We start from the raw sequence: 23,889 nt of genomic DNA, 5'->3' as shown, positions 1-23,889 counted from the left end.
TGGGGTGCGAGCAGACGCGCGCGACAACCGGGCCAGGATCATGACCGCGGCGGACGATGTCTTCGGGCGATCGCCGGGCGCGTCCACGGATGACGTCGCGCGGCTGGCGGGGGTCGGTATCGCCACCGTGTTCCGGCACTTCCCGACCAAGACCGAGCTGCTCGAGGCCGTACTGACATTGCGGCTCGAACGCCTGCGGGACCGCGCGCTGGAGCTGGCCGGCAGCGACGACCCGGGCAAGGCGTTCTACGAGTTCTTCACGCAGGTGGTGACCGAGTCGGCGTCGAAGCTGGCGATCGCCGAGGCGCTGACCGCGGCCGGCGCAGCTGCCGGCGAGGAAGCACGGGCGGCCGGTCACGGCATGCGAGAGGCATTCAACGGCCTACTCACCGCGGCCCAACGTGCCGGCGCAGTGAGGTCGGACGCGGAGATGGCCGAGGTGTACGCGCTGATGATCGGCGCGTCCCGCGGCGCGACCGCGGCCAAGCTCGAGCCGCCGGTGCGCGACCGGATGCTCGCCCTGATCTACGACGGCCTGGCGCCGCGTTCGTGAGACGCCGCTGGCGCTCCTGGTCCCGCCTCCGCCGGGTCCTGATCTCAGCAGCCCTCGCCGTCGTCGTGCTGGTGATCGCACCTCTCGGCACCTACGCCGCCTCACTGCGGCTGCAGTACTCCGGTGACCCAACCGCTCGCACCCGGGACCACGACGCGCTCTGGCTCGGCCACGCCTGGGTCGACGGCCGCAAGACCGCTGCAGACGTCACCGCACTGGCCCAGCGCCTGCAGAGCACCGGGATCCGCGATCTGTACGTACACACCGGCCCGCTGGAGCACGACGGTTCGTTGCCGTTGGCAAAGGTTTCGCCGAAGGCGCGCTGGTTCGTCGACGCGATGCACGCGGCGGCCCCCGCCGTACGCGTGCAGGCCTGGCTCGGCGACGTCGTACAACCGGGCAAGAACCCCGGCATGGACCTCGACGATGCGGCCGTCCGCGAGCGGGTGGTCGCGTCGGCGAAAGCCGTGCTGGCACAGGGTTTCCAGGGCATCCACTACGACTTCGAGCCGGTCCGCTCCGGCTCGAAGGGCTACCTGGCCGTTCTGGACGAGACCCGCGCGCTCCACACCACGCTGTCGGTCGCAGCCGCGCAGATCGACCCGCTCTGGTACCTGCACGCGATCCCGATCGACAAGTGGTGGTCACAGGAGTACTTCGCCAAGGTGGCGAGCCGGGTCGACCAGATCGCCGTCATGTCGTACGACACCGCCATGCCACTCGAGTCCCTGTACGGCGGCTACGTCGCCAAGCAGACCAAGCTGGCGCTAGAGGTCACTCCCCCGAACACAGTGCTCCTCATGGGCCTCCCGGCGTACTGGGAGAGCAACCCGTCCCACTGGGGCCACGCCGAGACGGTCCCCGCGGCAGTCCGCGGCGCCCGCCTCGGCCTGGGCGACTCAACCCGTCAGAACTTCGGCCTGGCCCTGTACGTCGACTTCACCGCCACCGAGGACAACTGGACCGCCTACCGCAACGGGTGGTGTCTGGAGCCCTAGCGAGCCCGCTCCACCCGGCCCTCGTCCCAGACCGGCTCGTCCGGTTCGTACACGGACCCGTCGGCGCCGAAGACCAGGTACCGGTCGAATCCGCGAGCGAACCACCTGTCGTGGGTCACAGCGAGCACAGTGCCGTCAAAGGCGTCCAGCCCGTCCTCCAGCGCCTCTGCGGACTCCACGTCCAGGTTGTCCGTCGGCTCGTCGAGCAGGAGCAGCGTCGCACCGGACAGCTCCAGCAGCAGGATCTGGAACCGCGCCTGCTGCCCTCCGGACAGGCTGTCGAACGTCTGCTCGGCCGCGTGCGCCAGCTCGTACCGGTCCAGCTTCCGTGACGCCAGCTCACGCCCCATTCCCTCGCGGTGGTCGTCACCGCGGTGCAGGATCTCCAGCAACGTCCGACCGACCAGCTCCGGGTGCTCGTGCGTCTGCGCGAACCACCCGGGCCGTACGCGTGCACCGAGCTTGGCGTTGCCGGTGTGCGCCACCGGGGCGATCTTCACCTCACCGACCGGCTGGTGCTCCACATCCGGATCCGAACCGCCGTTGGCGAGCAGCCGGAGGAAGTGCGACTTCCCGGACCCGTTCGATCCCAGTACGGCGACACGTTCGCCGTACCAGACCTCCAGGTCGAAGGGCTTCATCAGACCGGTCAGCTCGAGCTGGGTGCACACAACGGCGCGTTTGCCGGTGCGGCCGCCGGTGAGGCGCATGCTGACCTTCTGCTCGCGCGGCAACGCCTGCGGCGGCCCAGCCTCCTCGAACTTGCGCAGCCGGGTCTGCGATGCCCGGTACCGCGAAGCCATGTCGGAGTTGTACGCCGCCTTCTGCTTGTACATCAGCATCTGCGCCCGGAGCTTCGCGTGCTCCTCGTCCCAGCGCTTGCGCAGTTCCTCGAACCGCTCGAACCGGTGCCGCCGCGCCTCGTGGTACGTCGCGAAGCCGCCGCCGTGCGTCCACGCGGTGTTGCCGGCCGCACCCAGCTCGACGGTGACGATCCGGGTAGCGGTGTTGGCCAGCAACTCCCGGTCGTGGCTGATGTACAGCACGGTCTTGTCGCTGGTCCGCAGCTGCTCCTCCAGCCAGCGCTTCCCCGGTACGTCGAGGTAGTTGTCCGGCTCGTCCAGGATCAGTACCTCGTCCGGACCGCGCAGCAACGCCTCCAGCACCAGGCGCTTCTGCTCACCACCGGACAGCGTCTTCACCTCACGCCAGCGACAGCGGTCGAACGGTACGCCGAGTGCCGCCGTCGTACACACGTCCCAGAGAACCTCAGCGTCGTACCCGCCGACCTCACCCCAGTCCGACACGGCCTGTGCGTACTTGAGCTGGGTCTTCTCGGTCTCGTCCTCCATCATCGCCAGCTCGGCCTTGTCCAGCTTGGCCGCGGCCTCCTGGATCGGCTGGGGCGCGACGGCCAGCAGCAGGTCACGGACGGTCGACGAGTCCCGCACCGAGCCGACGAACTGGCGCATCACTCCCAGCCCACCGGACCGGGAGATGCTGCCGCTGTGGGCCTTCAGGTCGCCCGCGATGATCCGGGTCAGCGTGGTCTTGCCGGAGCCGTTCGCACCGACCAGAGCGACCTTCGCACCGTCACCGACCCGGAACGTGATGTCGTCGAGCAACACCCGCCCGTCCGGCAACTCGTACCCGACACCGCCGACATCCACGTGACCCATCCCCCCAGTCTGACCGGCCTGTACAGCCCACGCGACCAGTTATCGTGACGCGCGTGGCAACCGTCGTTCTCGGCCCGGAGATCCTGCCCGGCACCCGTGAGTACGCGTGGGTGACATTCGTCGTCGAGGCGGTCGAACGCCGTACCGGCCGGGCGTCGTCCTGGAACCGGCGGCTGTACGAGGACCGGACCGGCGTGCTCGCGGCCGCAGTACCGTCCGGACCGATGGTGGTCAACCGCGCGCTCATCCTCGACCCGGTCATGCGCGCGTACGACGCACCGGAGACGCTCAGCCGGCAAGGTCTTCAGCGGGCCCGCCTCGGCGTGGCGGTGATCGTGCACGAGACCGACCACCATCAGGCCGAGCTGGGCGACGCGTCAGCGCCCGATGCGATTCAAGAGCTGAGTCCTGAGGACGAAGCACTGAGCGAGGGCCTCGCGGAGGTGAAGGCGACCCGCCTGACCGGTTTGATCATGCAGGACATCCAGATGGATCAGGCGATCCCCGGCTCCATCGGAGCCTTCAGCGGTTCGCTGTACCCCGGCTTCCAGGCAGGCGTCGACGGAGTGCTCACCGGTCTGCACAGAGTCACCGGTCTGCCACGCGAGGACGTCCTGTCGGCCGTCGAGCAAACACCTCGGCTGCAGCGCTACAACGCGATGGCCGACCTGGTCATCGCGACCCGTCTGGCTGGGCTGATGCCGCCTGCGCACATGCCGGAGGTCCGGAGGAGTCTCAGTCGGCCACTGCGTCACGAGCTCGCCGGGCTGCACAAGTACGAGTCGCCGCACCGGGACCCGTTGGCGCTCGACGGTCTGGGACGGGAGTTCTCCGCCCGCGCGATCCGCAACCTCGAGCGCACGCTCGACACGATCGAGCAGCAGTACCGGCAGTCGTCCGGCGGGCTGGAAACCGCACACCTGCGGCAGTTCCTGGACCACGGCACCCAGTCCGGCAGTGGTGGCGGGGCAGCCGCAGGTGGAGGCGCGGCGGCGTCAGGTACTGCGGCGGCGGCCCCTCCGGCGTGGCGCGCGGACAGGTTCCGCTCAGGCGGCGGAGCGGCTCGGTAGGCGACCCTCTGGCGAGGGATGATCGGCGCCGATGGACGCATATCGTGAGGCGCAGCGGCTGTACGCCGAAGCAATGTTGTCGACCGCCACGGGGCAGGAGCGAACCGCCGTACTACAGCAGACACTGCAGCGGATCGGTGAGCTGGTACCGGCCGCGACGCCGGGCGACAAAGCCGCCGTACTGCTGATGAACAGCTCCATCGCGGAGCTGATCGCCGGGGAGGCACGGTGAACGAGCTGCTGCAACGCGGTCCCGAGATCCCCGCGGGCACCTGGGAGTACGACTGGTTCTCCTCGGTCGTGGCCAAGACCGCAGAGTTCGCCGGCCGCGCCTCCCACTGGAACGGCAAGCTGTACGAACAGCCCGGACAGGTGAGCGGGATCTACTACCCCGACGGCAGCATGACGATCAGCCGTGAGCACGTGCTCGATCCGGCTCGTCCCGCTTACACGCCCGGCCGCACACCGCAGTACGCGGAGCTGTCCGCTGCGGCCGGCGCGACGCGGATGGCCGTCTACCAGGCGCGGCTCTCGCTGTCCGGGTACGGCGCCGACAACGACGCCGACGTCCTCGCGTTCGTCCCGCATGAGGACGTCGCCCTCGAGCGCGGCCTGGCAGATCGGTTCACCGAGCGGTACGGCGCTCGGATCGCCGACGAGCTGAGCGAGCATCCGCTGCCGATCTCCAGCAGCGCTCCTGCGTTCCCGGCGTTCACGACGGCTACGGACCGCCTGCTGGCCCCGTTGGCCGGCGCCACCGGGATGGGCGCCGGCGAGCTCCGCGATCTGATCGAGCGGACCGAGATCCCGGACCGCTTCGACGTGATCGCCGACCGGGTGATCGACCACCAGGTCGGCGACCTGGTCCCCGAGACGCACCGGGCCGGACTCCGCGAGCACCTCGCCGGGCCGCTGCGTCGCGGGCTCGGCGGTCTCGCGATGACGGAGTACAGCGAACTCACGCATCCCGGGTTGAAGCAGACCTGGGGCGACAAGTCGGCCGAGCTGACCGACGTGGAGTTCAGCGTCAACCTCGACGACATCAAGGCCCACTACGAGTCGTGGAACGCCGACAACCCCGGCGTCGAGCCACCCGAGCTGCCGGACGCGCTGCGCGAGACGTTCCTCGACCGCCAGGAGCAGGTCGGTCAGATCTGGGCCGACGCGGGCTGGCCGGCACAGCAACCGGCACCGGGTCGCGAGCCGGCAACCTACGAACGAGTCACGCCGGTCGCTCGCGAGCAGGAGATCGCCAGGCTGCGGCAGTTCCTCGGCTCACACACCGGTCCCAGCCAACGCCCCGATCCGGCGGTCGATGCGACCGGACGGCCCGACAACGTGCGGCAGATCGGATCGGCTCGTCGGCCGGAGCGTGGGATCGAGTAGTTACCAGTCCTTGAGGGCGTCCAGGTAGGTGCCGCCGGACGGGCGGACGGAGCCGGTCATGAACAGTTTGAGTGGCGCCGAGAACAGGCCGTACGTGTGCGTGCCGGTGAAGAAGCCGGCCGACTGACAGCCGTCGTACTCGACCCAGATCTCGCGGATACCGGCCGCCGTGTCGAACCGGAGCACGATCGCCTCGGACGGCTTGGCGACCTGTGGCGCGCACTTGAACACCGGCAGTTTCACGTTCCGCTCCGGTAGCACCTTGATCTCGTTGACCACCTGCTGCGCCGTCGCGGCGTTGAACGACTCCTGTCCGAGCAGCCCGGTCCCACCCTCGGCAAAGCCGTAGCGACAGGCACGCAGCCCGGTCACCGGCGTGTTCACGTCAAGCCCGGTGCCGGCCGGCAGCGCGTCCGGACCCGGAGCCTTCAGGATCGGATGGTCGACCGGACAACCGGCCACCGCCGACTCGTTGGACGGCGCCAAGCCTTGTGTCCTGTTCGGAGCCTCGGCCTTGCTGTCCCCGCTGGAATTACTGTTGCTGGAGGCAACCTGTGACGCGCCGCCACCGGCGAAGCTCCACACACCTCCGATTGCGGCAGCCACCAGTACGGCGCCTGCTGCGATCGACCACGTCTGGCGACGCCGGTGCACACGTCGACGCGCCTCCCGGGCCAGTCCGATGTTCTGCGGGTGGGTCTGTCCGGCGGCCTGGTTGTGCAGGGCAGCCGTGAACTTGGGGCCGAGCTCCTGCTCAGGGTCGTGCTCAGGCATCCTCGGCTCCTTCCGTGCTCAGCGTGGTTTTCAGTGCGGCCAGTGCTCGATGGACATGCGACCGGGCGGTCGCCTCCGCGCAATGCAGCAGTTGTCCGATCTCGGCGTACGACAGCTCCTCGTAGAACCGCAGTACGACGGCAGCTCGTTGTTTGTCCGGCAGCGTCGCGCACAGCGCCCAGATCGCCTCCGACTCGGCGCGGGCCGCCGTACCGTCGGGAACGGCTCGTGCGGTCCGCACCGGATCCGCAGCGGGCGCCTCACGGCGACGGAACTTCCGCCACCAGGAGATGTGCGCATTCACCACCATCCGCTTCACATACGCCTCAGGATCGTCGGCCCGGCTCACCCGGCCCCAGCGCGCACACGCAGTCGTCAGGGCGTCCTGTACGGCGTCCTCGGCCAGGCTGGCGTCGCCGGTCAGGACATAGGCGAACCGCAGCAGGGCGTCCGCCTTCTCGCTGACCCATGCCTCGAAGTCGAGCGGCCCTGTCCGAGCCTCCGCTGCCACCAAGGCTGCCTCCATACCTCCAGGACGGCGCCGGTGGCGCGTTCGTTGCAGCAGGATCCCGAACCTGCCGCTGGACGGTCCGCAGCGTAACCCAATCGGTGCTTGACGCCGGCTGTTCATCGACCGTTGCGTCGTTAGTCTGGCGCGGTTGTTCCGCCGAGGAGGAAGGGCTGCAGCATGCCGGACGGGTACGAGAAGATCGACGGCCGGGTCAGCCGGGCCGAGCCCCAGGCTTTCGACTGGGCGTACCACCTGACGCTCACGCTGGGGCACACGCGGTACGACACGTTCGACCTGTACGCGCGGTCGGACTGGAACGACAACCGGAACGCCGTACGGGCCGACGGCGCGATCGTGCTGGGCGCCCGGACCGCGTACTGGATCGGGGTTTCCGGCCATCGCATGTTCGACGCGCACTACGTCGGCCAGCACCAGCCGACGCGTGAGGAAGCAGAGAACGTCAGGCAGGCGCTGGACGATTTCGTCACCGTCTACCTCGAGAAGGTCGACCCGCCTCAGCCCGCGACGACCCCTGCGTTGCAGGCACTGGACTCCGGGCTCCGCGACACCGTCGTCATCCCGAAGGTCATCGAGGGCTCGCTGATCGATCGCGCCTTCCCGGAGATCCGCGATGTGCAGGGTCGGCAGCCGTACCTCCAGGCTGCGACGGGTGCACTCACCCAGAGGCTCGGCAACCACCTCGGGATGCAGGCCGGCGAGCTCGAAGACCTGCTGGCGCGGACTCCGCCCGGACAACGCTTCGAGGCGCTCGCGGATGCCCTCGTCGAACACGACCCGCTGCAGCGCCGACTGCCGGATGGCTCGTCGCGTACCCCGCCGGCGGATCACGTGGCTCGGCTGAAGGCCAACCTCACGCAGGAACTCGACGACATCTTCGAGCAGTGTGGCGAACCCGGTCGCCAGTTCGATCAGGGCGCCGAGCGGTTCGGCAGACGAGCAGCCACGTCGGTGCTCCAACACTGCGCCCAGGCAAGGGATGCGATCGACACCGATCAGCCCGGCTATCAACAGGTCGCGAGCCTCATGTCCGTCGTACAAGCCAACCTCGCGACCGGTCGGGCCTCGGTCAGCCAGGGGCGCGACAGTGAAGCGCTGGTGCTCCAACTCAAGCTCAACACCGACTACTGGAACGGCAGGCTGCACACCTCGGGCCTGCCCGAAGGTGCGCTCGGGTACGCCGACCCCGATCGCTCGCTGACCTTCGACCAGGAAAAGGTGATCGACGTCCTGGCGAACGCCGACCCGGCCGAGCCGCCGTCCCCGCAGTTCAGGGCAGCGGTTGACGTCGTCGCAACCGAGGCCGCCCGTCTGTGCAACCCAACCGCGCCCGGGAGCAGGCCGAACGACCCAGCAGGACAGGCGATCGAGGACCAGCTCTGCCGGGACTTCGTCGGTCAAGAGCGGGACCGTCTCTTCGCAGCTCTCGGCTTCGACGCGGATCAACCTGAGCCCGACACGACCGCCACGGCGCAGGTGGTGGCGACTCTCACCGAGGCCGCCGCACGAAGGCAGGGCCTGGAGCCGCACGAGATCACAGCGAGGTTGCTCACGGCACCTTCCAACGAGCGCATCGAGAGGGCGGCCGCCCTCAGCCTCGGCGAGCCCGGCATGGTCGTCGATCGCAGCCGTTGGGCGGAGGCCACCAAGACCTTGGCGGGCAACCTCGAGGCCACCATCGCCAAGGCGGCAGAAGCCGACCGGAACGGCCAGACCAAGCTGCACGCGTGGAACCGGGCCACGGCCGGCGAACGGCTGAGTCATCAGCTCACCACGGCGATCGAGAAGGCCGGCCGACCTGTCAGACAAGCAGACATCTCCGGTGACGACGCGCTGCGGAAGAGCATCGCCGCGGCGACCAGCGGCCAGCCACGTCCCGGCAGCGATCGGTCCAGCGGCTCGGAGTCAGCGGCGAGACGAGGTCACCAACCGGACAAATCCAGCCAGCGGTTCACCGGGCGCTAGCTCAGCGGGTGGCGCGAAGTACGCGGAAGCCCTTCGCGCTGCCGACCCGCTCGCACGGGAAGCCCTGCTCGGTCATCCAGCGCTGCAAGGAATCGCCGCCCAGGTTCTTGCCGACGACGAACCACGCCACGCCATCAGGCGCAAGCCGGGCCAGCCAGTGCAGCAGCATCTTGTGCAGCTCCGGCTTGCCGATGTGGATCGCCGGGTTCGACCAGATCTCGTCGAACAACAGATCCTCGGGTACGTCGTCCGGCAGCGCCGCGTGCACCCGATCCGCAACCCCCGCGGCCGCCGCGTTCACCCCGGTCAGCTCCAGCGCCCGGTTGTTCACGTCGACCGCCCACACCGTCGCCTTTGGGGCCTCCAACGCCAGCGCACACGCGATCGGTCCGTAGCCACAGCCCAGGTCGAGGAACGTGCCTGCCCGCTTGGGCGGCTCCGTCTCCCGCAACAGCACCGCCGTACCGATGTCCAAACGGTCCCGGGAGAACACACCGGTCGCCGTCGTGAAGACGTACGGCTTCCCCCAGATCCGCGCCTCGACGGTACGCCGTACGTCCGCCGACTGCGGGTCCGCGGAGAAGAAGTGGTCACCCACGCTGATGCACCTCTCCCCTGACCTGCCGGGCCTGCAGCGCCCGCGCGGCCAGCTCGTCGTCCGCCGGGTACCGCACTTCCTCCAGCGTCAGCCCATGCGCCGGCAACACAGACACAGCCGAGTCCCGCACCTTCGCAGCCAGTACAACGCCTGGCCACTCCACGTCCCGCCGTCCGTCGCCCACCGGGATCATCGAACCGACGAGAGCCCGCACCATCGAGTGACAGAAGGCATCCGCGATCACAGTCCCCTCCAGCTGCCCGACACCCGTCCGTTGCCACGAGAAGTCCAACAGCGCCCGCACTGTGCTGGCACCCTCCCGCTTCTTGCAGTACGCCGCGAAGTCGTGCTCCCCGAGCAGACCGGCCGCGGCCGCGTTCATCCGGTCCACATCGAGCGGGCCCACTCGGAGTACATGTCCCCGGGTCAGCGGGTCCCAGCCGGCCGGGTCGTCGCACAGGCGGTACACGTACCGGCGGGCCAGAGCGGAGAACCTGGCGTCAAAGCCCTCTGGAGCCGCCGTGACGGCTGTGACAGCTACATCCTCGGGCAGGACGCCGTTCAGCCCTCTCAAGAGCCTCAGCGGGTCTACAGCGCCTTCCACGTCCACATGCGTGACCTGGCCCCGGGCATGGACTCCCGTGTCGGTCCGGCCGGCACAGGTCACGGTCAGCGGCTCCGGCAGCCGCAGTACGACCCGGATGGCCTCTTCCAGCGTGCCCTGCACGGTACGGAGTCCCTCTTGACGCGCCCAGCCGTGGAAGCCGGTTCCGTCGTACCTGAGGTCTATCCGCCAACGCACACGGCAATCTAACGCAACAGAGCCCCCTCACCGTGCGGTGAGGGGGCTCTGAAGGAGTGCTTACTTGTCGTCGTCCTCGGTCTCGCCGGCCTTGGCGAAGCCCGCGGCCTCGGCGTCCGCCTCGGTCTTGAACCAGACCTCGGCGACCGTCTGGTCGTACCACGGCGACTCGGTGGTGTGGTACTTCATCGAGTTCTCGTTGCCCTTGATGGTGAAGCCCTCGGGCGCGGAGCCGTCCTCGAGCGGCGCGGCGGAGTTGTCGAACTTACCCGCGACGACGTCCTGGACCTTCTCGTCCTCCTTCGGCTCTTCAGCCTTCGGAGCGGCCGCCTTCTTGGCCGGAGCCTTCTTGGCGGTCTTCTTCGCCTTCGGCGACTCGGCCAGCGCCTCGACCAGCTCGATCTTCACCATCGGCGCGTTGTCGCCCTTACGCGGACCGAGCTTGGTGATCCGGGTGTAGCCACCCGGACGGTCGGCGTACCGCTCGCCGATCTCGGTGAAGAGCACGTGCACGACGCTCTTGTCCTTGATCCGCTTCATCACCTGACGGCGCGAGTTCAGGTCACCACGCTTCGCCTTGGTGATCATCTGCTCCGCCAGCGGCTGCAGGCGCTTGGCCTTGGCCGCGGTGGTGGTGATCGCGCCGTGCTCGAACAGCGACGTCGCGAGGTTGCTGAGGATCAGCTTCTCGTGCGCCGGGCTGCCGCCCAGCCGTGCACCCTTGGTGGGGGTTGGCATCTCGTAACTCCAGGAATCTCAGGCCCGTCGGGCCGAAGGGTTAGGGCCCGACGGGCCTTTGGTCAGCTCAGTACTGCTCGGTCTCGGCGAAGCTCTCGTCCTCGTCGTCCGCCTCGTTGCCATAGGCACCGGAAGCGGCGCGCAGGTCGAACCCGGGCGGGGAGTCCTTCAGCGACAGGCCCATCTCGGCCAGCTTCAGCTTGACCTCGTCGATCGACTTGGAGCCGAAGTTCCGGATGTCCAGCAGGTCCTGCTCGCTGCGCGAGATCAGCTCACCCACGGTGTGGATGCCCTCGCGCTTCAGGCAGTTGTACGACCGGACGGTCAGCTGCAGGTCCTCGACCGGCAGGGCCAGGTCGGCGGCCATCTGCTCGTCCACCGGCGACGGGCCGATGTCGATGCCCTCGGCCTCGACGTTCAGCTCGCGGGCCAGACCGAACAGCTCGACCAGGGTCTTACCGGCCGACGCGACGGCGTCGCGGGGCAGCATCGACGGCTTGGTCTCGACGTCGACCACGAGGCGGTCGAAGTCGGTGCGCTGCTCGACACGGGTCGCCTCGACCTTGTAGGTGACCTTGAGCACCGGCGAGTAGATCGAGTCGACCGGCATCCGGCCGATCTCGGCGTCGGCGGACTTGTTCTGTACGGCGGACACGTAACCGCGGCCGCGCTCGACGACCAGCTCCATCTCGAGCCGGCCCTTCTCGTTCAGGGTGGCGATCTTCAGGTCCGGGTTGTGCACCTCGACACCGGCCGGCGGCGCGATGTCGGCGGCGGTCACGTCACCGGGGCCCTGCTTGCGCAGGTACATGGTGACCGGCTCGTCGTGCTCCGACGAGACGACCAGGTCCTTCAGGTTCAGGATCAGCTGGGTGGCGTCTTCCTTGACCCCGGCAACGGTCGAGAACTCGTGCAGGACACCGTCGATCTTGATGCTGGTGACGGCTGCACCCGGGATGGAGGACAGCAGGGTCCGGCGGATCGAGTTACCGAGGGTGTAACCGAAGCCCGGCTCCAGCGGCTCGATCACGAACCGCGAGCGGTACTCGTCGACGACCTCTTCGGTCAGGGTGGGGCGTTGTGCGATAAGCAACTTCGTGTTCCTTCTCTGTCGCGACGACCACTATTTGAGGTCGCGATGGTTCGAAGTCCGCGCCGGACCGGCCGGCAGCCCGGGGGCCACCGGCCGGTACGCGGTCAGTTCTTCGAGTAGAGCTCGACGATCAGGTGCTCGGCGACCTGGGTGTCGATCTGCTGCCGGGTCGGCAGCTGGTGGACGAGGATCCGCAGCCGCTCGGGCATCACCTCGAGCCACGCGGGGACGACGCGCTCGGCGTGCGTCTCGCGGGCGATGATGAACGGCGTCGTCTCGACCGACTTCTGCTTGACATCGATGATGTCGTGCGCAGCCACCCGGTACGACGGGATGTTCACCTTGACGCCGTTCACGGTGAAGTGACCGTGGACGACGAGCTGACGGGCCTGCCGACGGGTCCGGGCCAGGCCGGAGCGGTAGACCACGTTGTCCAGGCGGGACTCGAGGATCTGCAGCAGGTTGTCACCGGTCTTGCCGGAGCGCCGCGAGGCCTCCTCGTAGTACCGGCGGAACTGCTTCTCGAGAACGCCGTACGAGTAACGCGCCTTCTGCTTCTCGCGCAGCTGGAGCAGGTACTCGCTCTCCTTCGGGCGGCCGCGGCCGTGCATACCCGGCGGGTACGGACGACGCTCGAACGCCTTGTCGCCACCGACGAGGTCGACCCCGAGACGGCGCGACTTCTTGGTCATAGGTCCGGTGTAACGGGCCATGGTTCGCTACCTTCCTCTCTCTGGGGTCAGACCCGGCGCCGCTTGGGCGGGCGGCATCCGTTGTGGGCGACTGGGGTGACGTCCTGGATGGTGCCGACCTCGAGGCCGACCGCACCCAGTGAACGGATCGCGGTCTCACGGCCGGAGCCGGGACCCTTCACGAACACGTCGATCTTGCGCATGCCGTGCTCCATCGCCCGGCGCCCGGCGGCCTCGGCGGCCATCTGGGCGGCGAACGGGGTCGACTTGCGCGAACCCTTGAAGCCGACGGTCCCCGCGGAAGCCCACGAGATGACCGCGCCGGTCGGGTCGGTGATCGTCACGATCGTGTTGTTGAACGTGCTCTTGATGTGCGCGTGGCCGGCGGCCACGTTCTTCTTCTCCTTGCGGCGCACCTTCTTCGCGCCGGCCGCGCTGCGGCTCTTGGGAGGCATAGGTCAGTTGCTCCTGGGCTGGTCGACGGAATCGTATGCAGGCATCCGGATCACTTCTTCTTCTTGCCGGCGATCGCCTTACGGCGACCCTTGCGGCTGCGGGCGTTGGTCCGCGTGCGCTGACCACGCACCGGCAGGCCGCTGCGGTGCCGGCGACCCTGGTACGACCCGATCTCGATCTTGCGGCGGATGTCCGCGGTCACCTCGCGACGGAGGTCACCTTCGATCTTGTAGTTGCCTTCGATCCAGTCCCGGAGCTTCACCAGCTCGTCGTCGCCCAGTTCGTGGACGCGCTTGTCACCGGAGATGCCGGTGGCTTCGAGCGTCTTCAGGGCGCGAGTACGACCTACACCGAAGATGTAGGTGAGAGCGACCTCGATGCGCTTGTCGCGCGGCAGGTCGACCCCTACGAGGCGTGCCATGTGGCGGTGTTCCTTTCGTCGGCAGAGGTGTGGTGGCGCGCCGCGTCCCCGCCCGCCTCGGTGAGAAGTTGTTTTTCACCGGCAGGGCCCCGGCCTCTGTTCCGGGGGCAACATCCGGGAAGTTTCTCCCGGATGAGCGTGCGCGCTGTGGTGCGAAAGTGCCTGTGTACTGCGTCGAGCTTTGTCAGCCCTGCCGCTGCTTGTGCCGCGGGTTCTCGCAGATCACCATGACCCGGCCGTGACGGCGGATCACCTTGCACTTGTCGCAGATCTTCTTGACGCTCGGATTGACCTTCATCGAGCTACTTTCTTCGACAGGTGTTGGTGGTTGTTACTTGTACCGATAGACGATCCGACCCCTGGTGAGGTCGTACGGCGACAGCTCCACGACGACCCGGTCCTCGGGGAGGATTCGGATGTAGTGCTGCCTCATCTTGCCGCTGATGTGCGCGAGCACTTTGTGCCCGTTGGACAGCTCAACACGGAACATCGCGTTCGGCAGGGCCTCGACGATGGTGCCCTCGAGTTCGATTACTCCCTCTTTTTTGGGCATGTCCTCGCACTTCTGTAGACGTGACTGGCTATGGCTACAAAGAGCCAAGGAAAAAGTGTACGCCACGCACCCATGCGAAACCCAATCGAGCCCTCCGGTCAGGTATTGGTGGCCGCCCACTGCTCGCCCGCGCGCCACACCTGTTCGGGCATCAGATCCAGAAGATCACAGGCTGCATCCATCTGTGCGAGCGCAGTGACGGAATCGCGGTACGCCGGAAGGATCGCCACGAACCGACGCCCTTCACAGCTGAACCCGAACGGCGGTACGTCGGCCAGCGCCTCGACCGCCCGCGGGTGCAGGACCGCCATCGCATGGTCCTCGCGGCCGTTGAACAAGCGGTACTGCGCCGGCAGGCCGTCGAGCGTGAGCGGTAGGGGCAGCAGACTGGCGGCCGCGACCGGCGAAAGGCCGGCGGGCAGCACCTGCATCGGCGGCAGGGGGCGATCCACCTGCAGGTCGAGGAAGTCGAACCCGAGCTCACGCCGCCGTACCTTGTGCCGGAACCGTCCGGTCCAGAACTCCCGGCCCCGATGCCGTCCGGTGGTCACATCCACGACCGCGGCACCCGGATCGGCGTCGAACGGTGGGAACGGCCAACGATCCCGCAGCTCCGCGTCCGACGCGCTGACCCGCCAGCCGAGCTGGTGCGCCGTGTCGGCCCACGACTGCTTGCGGCGGCCGTCACCGATCCGCAGCGCCAGCGTGAACCCGATCAGCACCAGGAACCAGGCCAGCACGAACCAGCCCACCCAGCGCGGCTCCAGCAGCAGCCCGACGATCGCCAGCGGTACGGCGATCGCGAACCAGATCACGTAGACGACCGCAGACCCCTGATGCAGCTGCCACGCCCAATCCGGCCGGAGCCATGGGGCGGCGAGGCGGCGACTGACCGGGGCGGCCGTCAACGGCGCCTGCCGAGGCCGCCGAGGGCGATGATCGCCCAGGGGATCAGCAGCCAGACCGGCCAGAAGGACGGCCAGTGCCCGCCGTTACCGAGCCCGATCACGAACCAGATCACGACGTTGATCGCCACCACGCCGGTGAAACCGCCACCCAGCGCACCGATTCCGCGCTTGTGCGGGTGGCTGTCCTTCTTCCGCTCCGGGAAGTTGCCCGGCTCCGGGGCCGGCTTGGCGTCCTGCACGACCTCGGGCGTCTGGTACGTGCGCACCGGCGGCAGATCCCGCACCAGCGGCTCGAGCTCGCCGTACGTCTGGACGGTGTAGAGCTGGTCGAGGCGGGAGGAGAACTCGGGCTGATCCAGCCGGCCGTCCGCGAACGCGTCCCGCAACCGTCCGGCGATCTTGTCGCGGTCGGCTTCGGTGAAACGCTGGTACGGCTGGTACTGGGGCATGTCTCAAGTGTGCCTCAGCTACGGGGCGCTCCGCGTCCCCCGACGGGTGGACCCCCGGAGTCCGTCAATCAGCCAGCGCGCCGAACGTGATCCCCAACTCGGCCAGCTTGGCCTCACCGCCGTCGATCGCGGTCAGCACCCACGGCCCTTGCGGAGTGAGAGTGAACGTGTGCTCGGTGTGCGCGGCCGACCGGCCGTCGTCGGTGACGACCGTCCAGTCGTCCTCGAGCGTGTGGTTGTCCTGCTTGCCGAGCGTGAGCATCGGCTCGACGGCCAGCGCCATCCCCTCGACCAGCTTCGGGCCGCGACCGGGGCGGCCGAAGTTCGGCACGTTCGGCGGCTGGTGCATGGCCGAGCCGATCCCGTGCCCGACGAAGTCCTCGACGATCCCGTACGACGAGTTGGCGCGGACGTGCGCCTCGATCGCCGCCGAGATATCGGTCAACCGGCCGCCGAGCCGGGCCGCGGCGAACCCGCGCCACATCGACTCCTCGCAGATCCGGCCGAGCTCGAGCAGCTCGTCCGCGACCTGGCCGACCGGAACGGTGATCGCGGCGTCGCCGTGCCAGCCGTCGACGATCGCGCCGCAGTCGATCGAGATCAGATCGCCGTCGGCCAGCACCCGGCCGCCCGGGATGCCGTGCACGATCTCGTCGTTCACCGAGGCGCAGATCGAGCCGGTGAAGCCGTGGTACCCCTTGAACGACGGGGTCGCGCCGGAGGAGCGGATGTTGTCCTCGGCGATCGCGTCGAGGTCACCCGTGGTGATACCGGCCTTGACCTCACCGCGGAGCAGCTCCAGCGTCCGGCCGACCACCAGGCCGGCCTTCCGCATGGCGAGGATCTGTTCGCGGGTCTTGATCTCGATCCCGCGGTCCCTGAACATCATGGCTCTATTCGGTCACCGTCTTGAGCGCGGCGAGCACCCGCTCGCTCACTTCGTCGATCTCGCCGACACCGTCCACCTCGACCAGCAGGCCGCGCTCGGCGTACACCTGCAGCAGCGGCTTGGTCTCGGCGGCGTAGACGTCCTGCCGGTGCCGGACGACCTCTTCGGAATCGTCCGTCCGGCCTTCGATGTGCGCCCGCTTGGTCATCCGCTCGACCAGTACGTCGATATCGGCGACCAGCGCGACCACGGCGTCCAGCTTGTGGCCGTGGTCGGCCAGGATCTCGTCCAGCGTGCTCACCTGGGCCAGCGTCCGCGGGTACCCGTCGAGCAGGAAGCCTTCGCCGGCGTCGGCCTCGGACAGCCGGTCACGGACCATCGCGTTCGTGATCTCGTCCGGGACGTAGTCGCCGCCATCCATGTACCGCTTGGCCTCGATGCCCAGCGGTGTCTCGTCCTTCACGTTCGCACGGAAGATGTCGCCGGTGGACACGGCCGGGATATTCAGGCGGTCCGCAAGCACCTTTGCCTGCGTGCCCTTGCCCGCCCCGGGCGGACCCATCAGCAACATTCTCATCAGCGCAGGAACCCTTCGTAGTTTCGCTGCTGCAGCTGAGACTCGATCTGCTTCACCGTGTCGAGTCCGACGCCGACCATGATCAGGATCGACGTACCTCCGAACGGGAAGTTCTGGCTCGCGTTCAGCAGGACGAGAGCGACCAGCGGGATCATCGAGATCGCCGCGAGGTAGATCGCGCCCGGCAGCGTGATGCGGTCCAACACGTACTTGAGGTATTCCTCGGTCGGCCGACCCGCCCGGATCCCCGGAATGAAGCCGCCGTACTTCTTCATGTTGTCCGCGACCTCCTTCGGGTTGAAGGTGATCGAGACGTAGAAGTACGTGAAGAAGATGATCAGGGCGACGTACGTCACCATGTAGATCGGGTGGTCGCCCTTGACCAAGTTGCCCTGGATCCAGTTCGACCAGCCCTTACCTTGCTGGAACTGACTGACCAGGACCGGTAGATACAGCAGGCTGGACGCGAAGATCACCGGGATGACACCGGCCTGATTGACCTTCAGCGGGATGTACGTCGACGTACCGCCGAACATCTTCCGTCCGACCATCCGCTTGGCGTACTGCACCGGGATCCGGCGCTGGGCCTGCTCGATGAAGATGACCGCGGCCATGATGACCAACCCGATGGCGATCACCACGACGAACGTGGCGATGCCCTTCTGCTTGCGGATGCTCCACAGCTGGGTCGGGAAGGTGGCGACGATCTGGGTGAAGATCAGGATCGACATGCCGTTGCCGACGCCGCGGTCGGTGATCAGCTCACCGAGCCACATGATCACGCCGGTGCCGGCGGTCATGGTCAGCACCATCACGCTGACGGTGAACCAGTCGTCCTTGTACAGCAGCGGCTCGGTGCAGCCCTGGAACAGCCGGCCCGGCGTCCGGGCGAGCGCCACGAACGCGGTCGACTGCAGGATCGCCAGACCGACGGTCAGGAACCGGGTGTACTGCGTGATCTTGGCCTGTCCCGCCTGGCCCTCCTTCTTCAGCGACTCCAGCCGCGGGATCACCACGGTGAGCAGCTGCAGAATGATGCTGGCGGTGATGTACGGCATGATGCCGAGCGCGAAGATCGCGAGCTGCAGCAGCGCTCCGCCGGAGAACAGGTTGATCAAGTTGTACAGGTTGGCGTTCTGGCCACCCTGGGAGATCTTGATACACGTGTGCAGAGACTGAACGTTGACGCCCGGTGCCGGCACGACGGAGCCGATCCGGAAGATCACGACGATGAAGAGCACGAACAAGATCTTCCGGCGCAGGTCCGGAGTCTTGAACGCGTTGGCAAAGGCGCCTAACACCCTGTCCTCCCACAAGTTTCCCTTGCCGCGGGCACGGCAGGGGCCTAGCTAAGCCGCTGGGCAAGAGACGAACCAGGGCTCGTCCGACCGGCGCAGGATATCAAGCACCGGGCGTTACGAGCCCTGGACCTCGTGTCACACCTCGGTCGTGGTCCCCCCAGCCGCCTGGATCTTGTCCGTGGCGGACTTGGAGAACTTGTGTGCCGAGACCTGCAGTGCCACGGTCAGCTCGCCGTCACCCAGTACCTTGACCGGCTGACCGCGACGGACCGCGCCCTTGGCGACCAGTTCGGCTACGCCGACCTCGCCACCTTCGGGGAACAGTTGTCCGAGCTTGTCCAGGTTAACGACCTGGAACTCCACCCGGTTCCTGCTCTTGAAGCCCTTCAGCTTCGGGAGCCGCATGTGCAGCGGCATCTGGCCACCCTCGAACCACTCGGGGATGTTGTTACGGGCCTTGCTGCCCTTGGTACCGCGGCCGGCCGTCTTGCCCTTGCTGCCCTCACCACGACCCACGCGGGTCTTGGCGGTCTTGGCACCGGGCGCCGGACGCAGGTGGTGAACCTTGAGCGCCATGTCAGTCGACCTCCTCGACGGTGATGAGGTGGCGAACCGCACGGACCATACCGCGAACCTCAGGCTTGTCCTCGTGGACGGCGGTGTCGCCGATCCGCTTGACGCCCAGGGTGCGCAGCGTGTCGCGCTGGTTCTGCTTGCCACCGATGCCGGAACGGATCTGGGTGACCTTCAGGCGTGCCATCAGGACGCCACCTCCGCCCGCGCCTTCAGCAGGGCCGCCGGCGCGACGTCCTCGACCGGCAGGCCACGGCGCGCGGCCACGGCCTCCGGAGTCTCCAGGCTGCGCAACGCCTCAACGGTGGCGTGCACCACGTTGATGGAGTTGGACGAGCCCAGCGACTTGCTCAGGATGTCGTGGATCCCGGCGCACTCCAGTACGGCGCGTGCCGAGCCACCCGCGATCACACCGGTACCGGGCGCGGCCGGACGCAGCATGACCACGCCTGCCGCCTTCTCGCCCTGGACCGGGTGCGGGATGGTGCCCTGGATCCGCGGCACCTTGAAGAACGCCTTCTTGGCCTCCTCGACGCCCTTGGCGATCGCCGCGGGCACCTCCTTGGCCTTGCCGTACCCCACACCGACGGTGCCTTCACCGTCACCGACGACCACGAGGGCGGTGAAGCTGAAGCGACGACCACCCTTCACGACCTTGGCGACACGGTTGATGGCTACCACGCGCTCGATGTAGGCGGTCTTGTCAGCTGCCTGACCGCGACCTCCGTCGCGACCACGGCGCTCACCACCGGCGCCGCCTCCGCGACGCTGCTGGCCTCCGCTCATTTCGAACTACCTTCTTCCTTGTACGTCGCCATGTCAGAACCCGAGCCCGCCCTCGCGGGCGGCATCGGCCAGGGCTGCGATGCGGCCCTGGTACTTGTTCCCGGCCCGGTCGAACACGACCGAGTCGATCCCGGCAGCCTTGGCCCGGTCGGCGATCAGGCCGCCGACGGTCTTGGCCTTGTCGGTCTTGTTGGCCTCGGCGCCGCGCAGGTCGGCCTCCATGGTGGAGGCGGAGACCAGCGTCTTGCCGGCCACGTCGTCGATGACCTGAACGAACAGGTGCCTCGAGGACTTGGTGACCACCAGTCGCGGCCGCTCGGCCGTGCCGTTGATCTTCTTCCGGACCCGGATCTGCCGACGCAGCCGGGAGGCCGTCTTCTTGGCGGAGTGCTTGTGCGGACGCAGTCCGATCGCCATGGGTTACTTACCAGCCTTTCCGACCTTGCGGCGCACCTGCTCGCCGGCGTACCGCACACCCTTGCCCTTGTACGGCTCGGGCTTACGCAGCTTGCGGATGTTGGCGGCGACCTCACCGACGGACTGCTTGTCGATGCCGATCACCGAGAACCGGGTCGGGGCCTCGACGTTGAACGTGATGCCTTCCGGCGCGTCCACCGTGATGGTGTGGCTGTACCCGAGCGAGAACTCCAGCTGGGTCGGTCCCTTGGACAGGACGCGGTACCCGACGCCGACGATCTCGAGCTTCTTCTCGTAGCCGTCCGTGACGCCCGTGACCAGGTTGGCGATCAGGGTGCGGGACAGGCCGTGCAGTTCCTTGCTCTTGCGCTGGTCGTCCGGGCGGGTGACGGCGATCGCGCCGTCCTCCTCGCGGTTGACCGCGATCGGCTCAGCGACGACGTGCGACAGCTGACCCTTCGGACCCTTCACAGTGACCGTCTGGCCGTCGATCGTGACGTCGACGCCGGACGGGACCGTGACCGGGAGCTTACCGATGCGAGACATTTCAGTGGTCCTCCTTCCGGTTCTTCGTCACCAGACGTAGGCGAGGACTTCCCCGCCGACGCCCTTGTTCTTTGCCTGACGGTCGGTCAGCAGTCCCTGGGACGTCGAGATGATCGCGACGCCCAGGCCACCGAGGACCTTGGGCAGGCTGGTCGACTTCGCGTAGACCCGCAGGCCCGGCTTGCTGATCCGGCGGACGCCCGCAATGGAGCGCTCCCGGCTCGGGCCGAACTTGAGGTCCACGATGAGGGTCTTGCCGACGGCACCCTCCTTGGGCTCCTCCACCTTGTAGGAGGCGATGTAGCCCTCCTGCTGGAGAATGTCGGCGATACCCTGCTTGATCTTGCTGTACGGCATCGCGGTCGACTCGTGGTACGCCTGGTTGGCGTTCCGCAGACGCGTCAACATGTCTGCGATCGGGTCGGTCATCGTCATGGCCTGGGGCCTCTTTCCCGCCGTGGTTTCGCCGTTCGGCGACCTACGGTGACTAGATGGTGAGTAGGGAGAAGTTCGGGGGTGGAGACGGTCACCAGCTGGACTTGGTCACACCGGGCAGCTCGCCCCGGTGCGCCATCTCCCGCAGGCAGATCCGGCACAGGCCGAACTTGCGGAAGACCGCCTTCGGCCGGCCGCAGCGCTGGCAGCGCGTGTAGCCACGCACCGCGAACTTCGGCTTCCGGGCCTGCTTGACCTTGAGTGCTGTCTTCGCCACGTCAGTTCTCCTTGAACGGGAAGCCGAGCGCCCGCAGCAGGGCCCGACCCTCGTCGTCGTTCTTCGCGGTGGTCACCACGGTGATGTCCATACCCCGGACCCGGTCGATGCGGTCCTGGTTGATCTCGTGGAACATCACCTGCTCGGTCAGACCGAAGGTGTAGTTCCCGGTGCCGTCGAACTGCTTCGGGGACAGGCCGCGGAAGTCGCGGATCCGGGGCAGCGCGAGCGCCAGCAGCCGGTCCAGGAACTCCCACATCCGGTCGCCGCGCAGCGTCACGTGGGCGCCGATCGGCATCCCCTCGCGCAGCTTGAACTGCGCGATCGACTTGCGGGCCTTGGTGACCTGGGCCTTCTGGCCGGTGATCGCGGCCAGGTCCTTCACCGCGCCCTCGATCAGCTTGGAGTCACGCGCCGCCTCGCCGACGCCCATGTTCACCACGATCTTGGTGAGCCCGGGCACCTGCATGACGTTGGCGTACTTGAATTCGTCCTGCAGCTTTCCGACGATCTCCTCGCGGTACTTCGTCTTCAGCCGCGGCAGGACCTTGGTCTCGGTTACTGCGGTGCTCATCAGATCTCCTCGCCGGTACGCCGGGCGATCCGGACGCTCCGGAAACCGGTGTACGTCGAACCGTCCGGACGGCGCTTCTGCACCTCGACACGGTTGTAGCCGACGCGCGTGGTCACCTTCTGCTTCTTGCCGTCCTTCTCGACCTCGACCAGAAGCGCCACGTTCGAGACGTGGATCGGGGCCTCCTGGGTGACGATGCCACCGGTGGTGCCGCCGCGCTGGGCCTGCTGCACCTTGGTGTGCTTCTTCACCCGGTTGACGCCCTCGACGATGACCTTCTCGTCGTCGGGGAAGACCTGGATGATCTTGCCCTCGAGGCCCTTGGACTTACCGGCGATCACACGGACCTGATCGCCCTTCTTCACGTGCAGCTTCTTCTGCTGGGCCATCTCAGAGCACCTCCGGCGCGAGCGAGATGATCTTCATGAAGCGCTTCTCCCGCAGCTCCCGGCCGACCGGCCCGAAGATACGGGTGCCGCGCGGCTCGCCGTCGGCCTTCAGGATCACCGCGGCGTTCTCGTCGAAGCGGATGTAGGAGCCGTCCGGACGCCGGCGCTCCTTCACGGTCCGCACGACGACCGCCTTCACGACGTCACCCTTCTTCACACCGCCGCCGGGGATCGCGTCCTTGACGGTGGCGACGATCGTGTCACCGACACCGGCGTAGCGCCGACCGGAGCCACCGAGAACGCGGATGCACAAGATCTCCTTGGCACCCGTGTTGTCGGCGACCTTCAGTCGCGACTCCTGCTGGATCATCTGTTGATCTCCTGGTTGTCTCGCTGGTTCTCACTCACGTGAGCCTTGCGGAACGAATAATTTCGATTGGTTGCCGATCGCAACGACCGGAACTACTTGGCCTTCTCGAGAATCTCGACGACGCGCCAGCGCTTGGTCGCCGACAGCGGCCGGGTCTCCATCAGGAGGACACGGTCGCCGATGCCGGCGGCGTTCTGCTCGTCGTGCGCCTTGAGCTTGCTCGTCCGCCGGATGACCTTGCCGTACAGCTTGTGCTTGACCCGGTCCTCGACCTCGACGGTGACGGTCTTGTCCATCTTGTCGCTCAGCACCAGACCCTCACGGGTCTTCCGGCGGCCTCGCGCCTCGGTGGTCGTGCTCACGGTCTCGTCCTTCGCGTTCTCGGTCATGCGTTGGCCTTCTCACTGTCGTCCGCAGGCTCGTCGGCCCCGGCCTCGGCCTCGGCAACCGGGGCGTCGACCTCCTCGGTGATCCCGAGCGCACGCTCGGACAGCACCGTGTAGATGCGGGCGATGTCCTTGCGGACGGCGCGCAGCCGGCCGTGGGACTCCAGCTGGCCCGTGGCAGCCTGGAACCGGAGGTTGAACAGCTCCTCCTTGGCTTCACCGAGCTTGGTCATCAGCTCGTCCCGTCCGAGGTTCCGCAGTTCAGCGGCGGTCAGGGTAGCCATCAGTTCTCACCTGCCTCTCGGGAGATGAAGCGGCACTTCATCGGCAACTTGTGGATCGCGCGGCGCATGGCCTCGCGAGCGATGTCCTCCGGTACGCCGGAGAGCTCGAACAGCACGCGACCGGCCTTGACGTTGGCGATCCACCACTCCGGCGAACCCTTACCGGAACCCATCCGGGTCTCGGCGGGCTTCTTGGTCAGCGGACGGTCCGGGTAGATGTTGATCCACACCTTGCCGCCACGCTTGATGTGCCGGGTCATCGCGATACGCGCGGCCTCGATCTGCCGGTTGGTGACGTAGTGGCTCTCCAGCGCCTGGATGCCGAAGTCACCGAAGGCCAGCGTCGTACCACCCTTGGCAGCGCCGGTGCGCTTGGGGTGGTGCTGCTTGCGGTGCTTGACCCTGCGGGGGATGAGCATCG

At 67.6% G+C, this 23,889-nt stretch carries 36 protein-coding genes; 6 read left to right on the top strand and 30 right to left on the bottom strand.

What is annotated here, in order from left to right; genetic code table 11:
* Nucleotides 1-4: 4 nt before the first annotated feature.
* Together ACFWUU_RS20440 and ACFWUU_RS20435 are read left to right on the top strand one after the other, a co-directional pair.
* Entirely contained in the window at nt 5-553 is a 549-nt protein-coding gene (locus tag ACFWUU_RS20440) for a TetR/AcrR family transcriptional regulator (protein ID WP_233715133.1), read from the top strand.
* The gene (locus ACFWUU_RS20435) at nt 550-1,551 is read left to right on the top strand and encodes a hypothetical protein (protein WP_380177282.1); all 1,002 of its coding nucleotides are present in this window, start codon (nt 550-552) and stop codon (nt 1,549-1,551) included. Before ACFWUU_RS20440 ends, ACFWUU_RS20435 begins: the two co-directional genes overlap by 4 nt.
* Here ACFWUU_RS20435 and ACFWUU_RS20430 read toward each other — a convergent pair.
* The gene (locus ACFWUU_RS20430) at nt 1,548-3,230 is read right to left on the bottom strand and encodes an ABC-F family ATP-binding cassette domain-containing protein (protein ID WP_380177281.1); all 1,683 of its coding nucleotides are present in this window, start codon (nt 3,228-3,230) and stop codon (nt 1,548-1,550) included. The two genes, ACFWUU_RS20435 and ACFWUU_RS20430, sit on opposite strands and share 4 nt — an antisense overlap.
* 53 nt (nt 3,231-3,283) lie before the next feature.
* Between ACFWUU_RS20430 and ACFWUU_RS20425 the strand changes: the two genes are divergently transcribed.
* From ACFWUU_RS20425 to ACFWUU_RS20415, 3 genes are read left to right on the top strand one after another with little or no spacing between them, the layout of a single operon-like run.
* Complete coding sequence (locus ACFWUU_RS20425; RefSeq protein WP_380177280.1) at nt 3,284-4,300, top strand: hypothetical protein; 1,017 nt, start codon at nt 3,284-3,286, stop codon at nt 4,298-4,300.
* A gap of 31 nt (nt 4,301-4,331) precedes the next feature.
* A complete protein-coding gene (locus ACFWUU_RS20420; RefSeq protein WP_380177279.1) occupies nt 4,332-4,532 on the top strand; it encodes a hypothetical protein in 201 nt (66 codons plus the stop codon).
* The gene (locus tag ACFWUU_RS20415) at nt 4,529-5,686 is read left to right on the top strand and encodes a hypothetical protein (protein ID WP_380177278.1); all 1,158 of its coding nucleotides are present in this window, start codon (nt 4,529-4,531) and stop codon (nt 5,684-5,686) included. Before ACFWUU_RS20420 ends, ACFWUU_RS20415 begins: the two co-directional genes overlap by 4 nt.
* On the opposite strand, the gene ACFWUU_RS20410 is transcribed toward ACFWUU_RS20415, so the two are convergent.
* Both ACFWUU_RS20410 and ACFWUU_RS20405 read right to left on the bottom strand, forming a co-directional pair.
* Nucleotides 5,687-6,460, bottom strand: a complete 774-nt coding sequence (locus ACFWUU_RS20410; RefSeq protein WP_380177277.1) for a hypothetical protein — start codon at nt 6,458-6,460, stop codon at nt 5,687-5,689.
* Nucleotides 6,453-6,971: a SigE family RNA polymerase sigma factor gene (locus tag ACFWUU_RS20405; RefSeq protein ID WP_380177276.1), complete on the bottom strand. Its 519-nt coding sequence runs from the start codon at nt 6,969-6,971 to the stop codon at nt 6,453-6,455. Before ACFWUU_RS20405 ends, ACFWUU_RS20410 begins: the two co-directional genes overlap by 8 nt.
* Nucleotides 6,972-7,148: 177 nt before the next feature.
* Between ACFWUU_RS20405 and ACFWUU_RS20400 the strand changes: the two genes are divergently transcribed.
* Nucleotides 7,149-8,954, top strand: a complete 1,806-nt coding sequence (locus tag ACFWUU_RS20400) for a hypothetical protein (RefSeq protein ID WP_380177275.1) — start codon at nt 7,149-7,151, stop codon at nt 8,952-8,954.
* Nucleotide 8,955: 1 nt separating this feature from the next.
* On the opposite strand, the gene ACFWUU_RS20395 is transcribed toward ACFWUU_RS20400, so the two are convergent.
* The 27 genes from ACFWUU_RS20395 to rplP all read right to left on the bottom strand — a co-directional run bounded on the left by ACFWUU_RS20395 (nt 8,956) and on the right by rplP (nt 23,887).
* Entirely contained in the window at nt 8,956-9,552 is a 597-nt protein-coding gene (locus ACFWUU_RS20395; protein ID WP_380177274.1) for a class I SAM-dependent methyltransferase, read from the bottom strand.
* A complete protein-coding gene (gene truA, locus ACFWUU_RS20390) occupies nt 9,545-10,354 on the bottom strand; it encodes a tRNA pseudouridine(38-40) synthase TruA (RefSeq protein WP_380177273.1) in 810 nt (269 codons plus the stop codon). Before truA ends, ACFWUU_RS20395 begins: the two co-directional genes overlap by 8 nt.
* 60 nt (nt 10,355-10,414) lie before the next feature.
* Entirely contained in the window at nt 10,415-11,092 is a 678-nt protein-coding gene (gene rplQ, locus ACFWUU_RS20385) for a 50S ribosomal protein L17 (protein ID WP_137258662.1), read from the bottom strand.
* A 67-nt stretch (nt 11,093-11,159) separates the two neighbouring features.
* The gene (locus tag ACFWUU_RS20380; RefSeq protein ID WP_130384620.1) at nt 11,160-12,185 is read right to left on the bottom strand and encodes a DNA-directed RNA polymerase subunit alpha; all 1,026 of its coding nucleotides are present in this window, start codon (nt 12,183-12,185) and stop codon (nt 11,160-11,162) included.
* Between the two features lie 104 nt (nt 12,186-12,289).
* Complete coding sequence (rpsD, locus tag ACFWUU_RS20375) at nt 12,290-12,898, bottom strand: 30S ribosomal protein S4 (protein WP_137258661.1); 609 nt, start codon at nt 12,896-12,898, stop codon at nt 12,290-12,292.
* Nucleotides 12,899-12,924: 26 nt separating this feature from the next.
* Nucleotides 12,925-13,332, bottom strand: coding sequence for a 30S ribosomal protein S11 (gene rpsK / locus ACFWUU_RS20370; RefSeq protein WP_130384622.1), 408 nt, complete (start codon nt 13,330-13,332; stop codon nt 12,925-12,927).
* A 50-nt stretch (nt 13,333-13,382) separates the two neighbouring features.
* Nucleotides 13,383-13,754: a 30S ribosomal protein S13 gene (gene rpsM, locus ACFWUU_RS20365; protein ID WP_130441462.1), complete on the bottom strand. Its 372-nt coding sequence runs from the start codon at nt 13,752-13,754 to the stop codon at nt 13,383-13,385.
* Between the two features lie 184 nt (nt 13,755-13,938).
* Nucleotides 13,939-14,052: a 50S ribosomal protein L36 gene (gene rpmJ, locus ACFWUU_RS20360; RefSeq protein WP_008361054.1), complete on the bottom strand. Its 114-nt coding sequence runs from the start codon at nt 14,050-14,052 to the stop codon at nt 13,939-13,941.
* A 33-nt stretch (nt 14,053-14,085) separates the two neighbouring features.
* On the bottom strand, nt 14,086-14,307 hold the full coding sequence (gene infA / locus ACFWUU_RS20355; protein ID WP_012923661.1) for a translation initiation factor IF-1: 222 nt from the start codon (nt 14,305-14,307) through the stop codon (nt 14,086-14,088).
* A 98-nt stretch (nt 14,308-14,405) separates the two neighbouring features.
* Entirely contained in the window at nt 14,406-15,215 is an 810-nt protein-coding gene (locus ACFWUU_RS20350; protein ID WP_380177272.1) for a hypothetical protein, read from the bottom strand.
* On the bottom strand, nt 15,212-15,664 hold the full coding sequence (locus tag ACFWUU_RS20345) for a DUF1707 domain-containing protein (RefSeq protein ID WP_380177271.1): 453 nt from the start codon (nt 15,662-15,664) through the stop codon (nt 15,212-15,214). Before ACFWUU_RS20345 ends, ACFWUU_RS20350 begins: the two co-directional genes overlap by 4 nt.
* A gap of 64 nt (nt 15,665-15,728) precedes the next feature.
* Nucleotides 15,729-16,553, bottom strand: a complete 825-nt coding sequence (gene map / locus ACFWUU_RS20340) for a type I methionyl aminopeptidase (RefSeq protein WP_137258658.1) — start codon at nt 16,551-16,553, stop codon at nt 15,729-15,731.
* Between the two features lie 4 nt (nt 16,554-16,557).
* Entirely contained in the window at nt 16,558-17,130 is a 573-nt protein-coding gene (locus ACFWUU_RS20335) for an adenylate kinase (RefSeq protein WP_170989987.1), read from the bottom strand.
* Complete coding sequence (secY, locus tag ACFWUU_RS20330; RefSeq protein WP_137258657.1) at nt 17,130-18,431, bottom strand: preprotein translocase subunit SecY; 1,302 nt, start codon at nt 18,429-18,431, stop codon at nt 17,130-17,132. The genes ACFWUU_RS20335 and secY overlap by 1 nt, the downstream gene beginning before the upstream one ends.
* A 135-nt stretch (nt 18,432-18,566) precedes the next feature.
* Nucleotides 18,567-19,007: a 50S ribosomal protein L15 gene (gene rplO, locus ACFWUU_RS20325; RefSeq protein ID WP_130441472.1), complete on the bottom strand. Its 441-nt coding sequence runs from the start codon at nt 19,005-19,007 to the stop codon at nt 18,567-18,569.
* A gap of 1 nt (nt 19,008) precedes the next feature.
* Nucleotides 19,009-19,191 carry a 50S ribosomal protein L30 gene (rpmD, locus tag ACFWUU_RS20320; RefSeq protein WP_137258656.1) on the bottom strand — a complete coding sequence of 61 codons (183 nt, stop codon included), beginning with the start codon at nt 19,189-19,191 and terminating at the stop codon, nt 19,009-19,011.
* Nucleotides 19,191-19,790, bottom strand: coding sequence for a 30S ribosomal protein S5 (rpsE, locus tag ACFWUU_RS20315; protein WP_137258655.1), 600 nt, complete (start codon nt 19,788-19,790; stop codon nt 19,191-19,193). The genes rpmD and rpsE overlap by 1 nt, the downstream gene beginning before the upstream one ends.
* Nucleotides 19,791-19,823: 33 nt before the next feature.
* The gene (rplR, locus tag ACFWUU_RS20310) at nt 19,824-20,207 is read right to left on the bottom strand and encodes a 50S ribosomal protein L18 (protein ID WP_130441476.1); all 384 of its coding nucleotides are present in this window, start codon (nt 20,205-20,207) and stop codon (nt 19,824-19,826) included.
* A 3-nt stretch (nt 20,208-20,210) separates the two neighbouring features.
* Nucleotides 20,211-20,753 (bottom strand): 50S ribosomal protein L6, encoded by a 543-nt coding sequence (gene rplF / locus ACFWUU_RS20305; protein ID WP_137258654.1) that lies wholly within the window; start codon nt 20,751-20,753, stop codon nt 20,211-20,213.
* 27 nt (nt 20,754-20,780) lie between these two features.
* Nucleotides 20,781-21,188, bottom strand: a complete 408-nt coding sequence (gene rpsH, locus ACFWUU_RS20300) for a 30S ribosomal protein S8 (protein WP_134107189.1) — start codon at nt 21,186-21,188, stop codon at nt 20,781-20,783.
* A gap of 91 nt (nt 21,189-21,279) precedes the next feature.
* Complete coding sequence (locus ACFWUU_RS20295) at nt 21,280-21,465, bottom strand: type Z 30S ribosomal protein S14 (RefSeq protein ID WP_012923674.1); 186 nt, start codon at nt 21,463-21,465, stop codon at nt 21,280-21,282.
* Nucleotide 21,466: 1 nt separating this feature from the next.
* Nucleotides 21,467-22,039, bottom strand: a complete 573-nt coding sequence (rplE, locus tag ACFWUU_RS20290) for a 50S ribosomal protein L5 (protein WP_137258653.1) — start codon at nt 22,037-22,039, stop codon at nt 21,467-21,469.
* On the bottom strand, nt 22,039-22,428 hold the full coding sequence (gene rplX / locus ACFWUU_RS20285; protein WP_137258652.1) for a 50S ribosomal protein L24: 390 nt from the start codon (nt 22,426-22,428) through the stop codon (nt 22,039-22,041). The genes rplE and rplX overlap by 1 nt, the downstream gene beginning before the upstream one ends.
* A 1-nt stretch (nt 22,429) precedes the next feature.
* Entirely contained in the window at nt 22,430-22,798 is a 369-nt protein-coding gene (rplN, locus tag ACFWUU_RS20280; RefSeq protein WP_012923677.1) for a 50S ribosomal protein L14, read from the bottom strand.
* 92 nt (nt 22,799-22,890) lie between these two features.
* Nucleotides 22,891-23,187 (bottom strand): 30S ribosomal protein S17, encoded by a 297-nt coding sequence (gene rpsQ / locus ACFWUU_RS20275; RefSeq protein WP_133789407.1) that lies wholly within the window; start codon nt 23,185-23,187, stop codon nt 22,891-22,893.
* Nucleotides 23,184-23,468 (bottom strand): 50S ribosomal protein L29, encoded by a 285-nt coding sequence (gene rpmC / locus ACFWUU_RS20270; protein ID WP_380177270.1) that lies wholly within the window; start codon nt 23,466-23,468, stop codon nt 23,184-23,186. Before rpmC ends, rpsQ begins: the two co-directional genes overlap by 4 nt.
* Nucleotides 23,468-23,887, bottom strand: coding sequence for a 50S ribosomal protein L16 (gene rplP / locus ACFWUU_RS20265; RefSeq protein ID WP_137258650.1), 420 nt, complete (start codon nt 23,885-23,887; stop codon nt 23,468-23,470). Before rplP ends, rpmC begins: the two co-directional genes overlap by 1 nt.
* Between the last annotated feature and the right edge of the window lie 2 nt (nt 23,888-23,889).

This window comes from Kribbella sp. NPDC058693, from assembly GCF_042715335.1.
Classification (GTDB): domain Bacteria; phylum Actinomycetota; class Actinomycetes; order Propionibacteriales; family Kribbellaceae; genus Kribbella; species Kribbella jiaozuonensis.
The sequence above is the reverse complement of the archived record's forward strand: the minus strand, read 5'-3'. Positions and strand labels throughout refer to the sequence as shown.

Bases quoted from the DNA above. Each gene is read 5' to 3' on its own strand.
- rpsQ (WP_133789407.1), bottom strand. From the start codon at position 23,187: ATGACCGAGAACGCGAAGGACGAGACCGTGAGCACGACCACCGAGGCG.
- rpsK (WP_130384622.1), bottom strand. From the start codon at position 13,332: ATGCCTCCCAAGAGCCGCAGCGCGGCCGGCGCGAAGAAGGTGCGCCGC.
- rplP (WP_137258650.1), bottom strand. From the start codon at position 23,887: ATGCTCATCCCCCGCAGGGTCAAGCACCGCAAGCAGCACCACCCCAAG.
- rplF (WP_137258654.1), bottom strand. From the start codon at position 20,753: ATGTCTCGCATCGGTAAGCTCCCGGTCACGGTCCCGTCCGGCGTCGAC.
- rpmJ (WP_008361054.1), bottom strand. From the start codon at position 14,052: ATGAAGGTCAATCCGAGCGTCAAGAAGATCTGCGACAAGTGCAAGGTG.
- ACFWUU_RS20345 (WP_380177271.1), bottom strand. From the start codon at position 15,664: ATGCCCCAGTACCAGCCGTACCAGCGTTTCACCGAAGCCGACCGCGAC.
- rplN (WP_012923677.1), bottom strand. From the start codon at position 22,798: ATGATCCAGCAGGAGTCGCGACTGAAGGTCGCCGACAACACGGGTGCC.
- rpmC (WP_380177270.1), bottom strand. From the start codon at position 23,468: ATGGCTACCCTGACCGCCGCTGAACTGCGGAACCTCGGACGGGACGAG.
- ACFWUU_RS20335 (WP_170989987.1), bottom strand. From the start codon at position 17,130: ATGAGAATGTTGCTGATGGGTCCGCCCGGGGCGGGCAAGGGCACGCAG.
- map (WP_137258658.1), bottom strand. From the start codon at position 16,553: ATGATGTTCAGGGACCGCGGGATCGAGATCAAGACCCGCGAACAGATC.
- rplR (WP_130441476.1), bottom strand. From the start codon at position 20,207: ATGGCGATCGGACTGCGTCCGCACAAGCACTCCGCCAAGAAGACGGCC.
- infA (WP_012923661.1), bottom strand. From the start codon at position 14,307: ATGCCCAAAAAAGAGGGAGTAATCGAACTCGAGGGCACCATCGTCGAG.
- rpsD (WP_137258661.1), bottom strand. From the start codon at position 12,898: ATGGCCCGTTACACCGGACCTATGACCAAGAAGTCGCGCCGTCTCGGG.
- rplX (WP_137258652.1), bottom strand. From the start codon at position 22,428: ATGGCCCAGCAGAAGAAGCTGCACGTGAAGAAGGGCGATCAGGTCCGT.
- rpsH (WP_134107189.1), bottom strand. From the start codon at position 21,188: ATGACGATGACCGACCCGATCGCAGACATGTTGACGCGTCTGCGGAAC.
- ACFWUU_RS20400 (WP_380177275.1), top strand. From the start codon at position 7,149: ATGCCGGACGGGTACGAGAAGATCGACGGCCGGGTCAGCCGGGCCGAG.
- ACFWUU_RS20430 (WP_380177281.1), bottom strand. From the start codon at position 3,230: ATGGGTCACGTGGATGTCGGCGGTGTCGGGTACGAGTTGCCGGACGGG.
- rpsM (WP_130441462.1), bottom strand. From the start codon at position 13,754: ATGGCACGCCTCGTAGGGGTCGACCTGCCGCGCGACAAGCGCATCGAG.
- ACFWUU_RS20420 (WP_380177279.1), top strand. From the start codon at position 4,332: ATGGACGCATATCGTGAGGCGCAGCGGCTGTACGCCGAAGCAATGTTG.
- rplE (WP_137258653.1), bottom strand. From the start codon at position 22,039: ATGAGCACCGCAGTAACCGAGACCAAGGTCCTGCCGCGGCTGAAGACG.
- rplQ (WP_137258662.1), bottom strand. From the start codon at position 11,092: ATGCCAACCCCCACCAAGGGTGCACGGCTGGGCGGCAGCCCGGCGCAC.
- rpmD (WP_137258656.1), bottom strand. From the start codon at position 19,191: ATGGCACGCCTGAAGGTCACCCAGATCCGTTCCGGCATCGGTGGCAAG.
- rplO (WP_130441472.1), bottom strand. From the start codon at position 19,007: ATGGCGCTCAAGGTTCACCACCTGCGTCCGGCGCCCGGTGCCAAGACC.
- ACFWUU_RS20410 (WP_380177277.1), bottom strand. From the start codon at position 6,460: ATGCCTGAGCACGACCCTGAGCAGGAGCTCGGCCCCAAGTTCACGGCT.
- rpsE (WP_137258655.1), bottom strand. From the start codon at position 19,790: ATGAGCGGAGGCCAGCAGCGTCGCGGAGGCGGCGCCGGTGGTGAGCGC.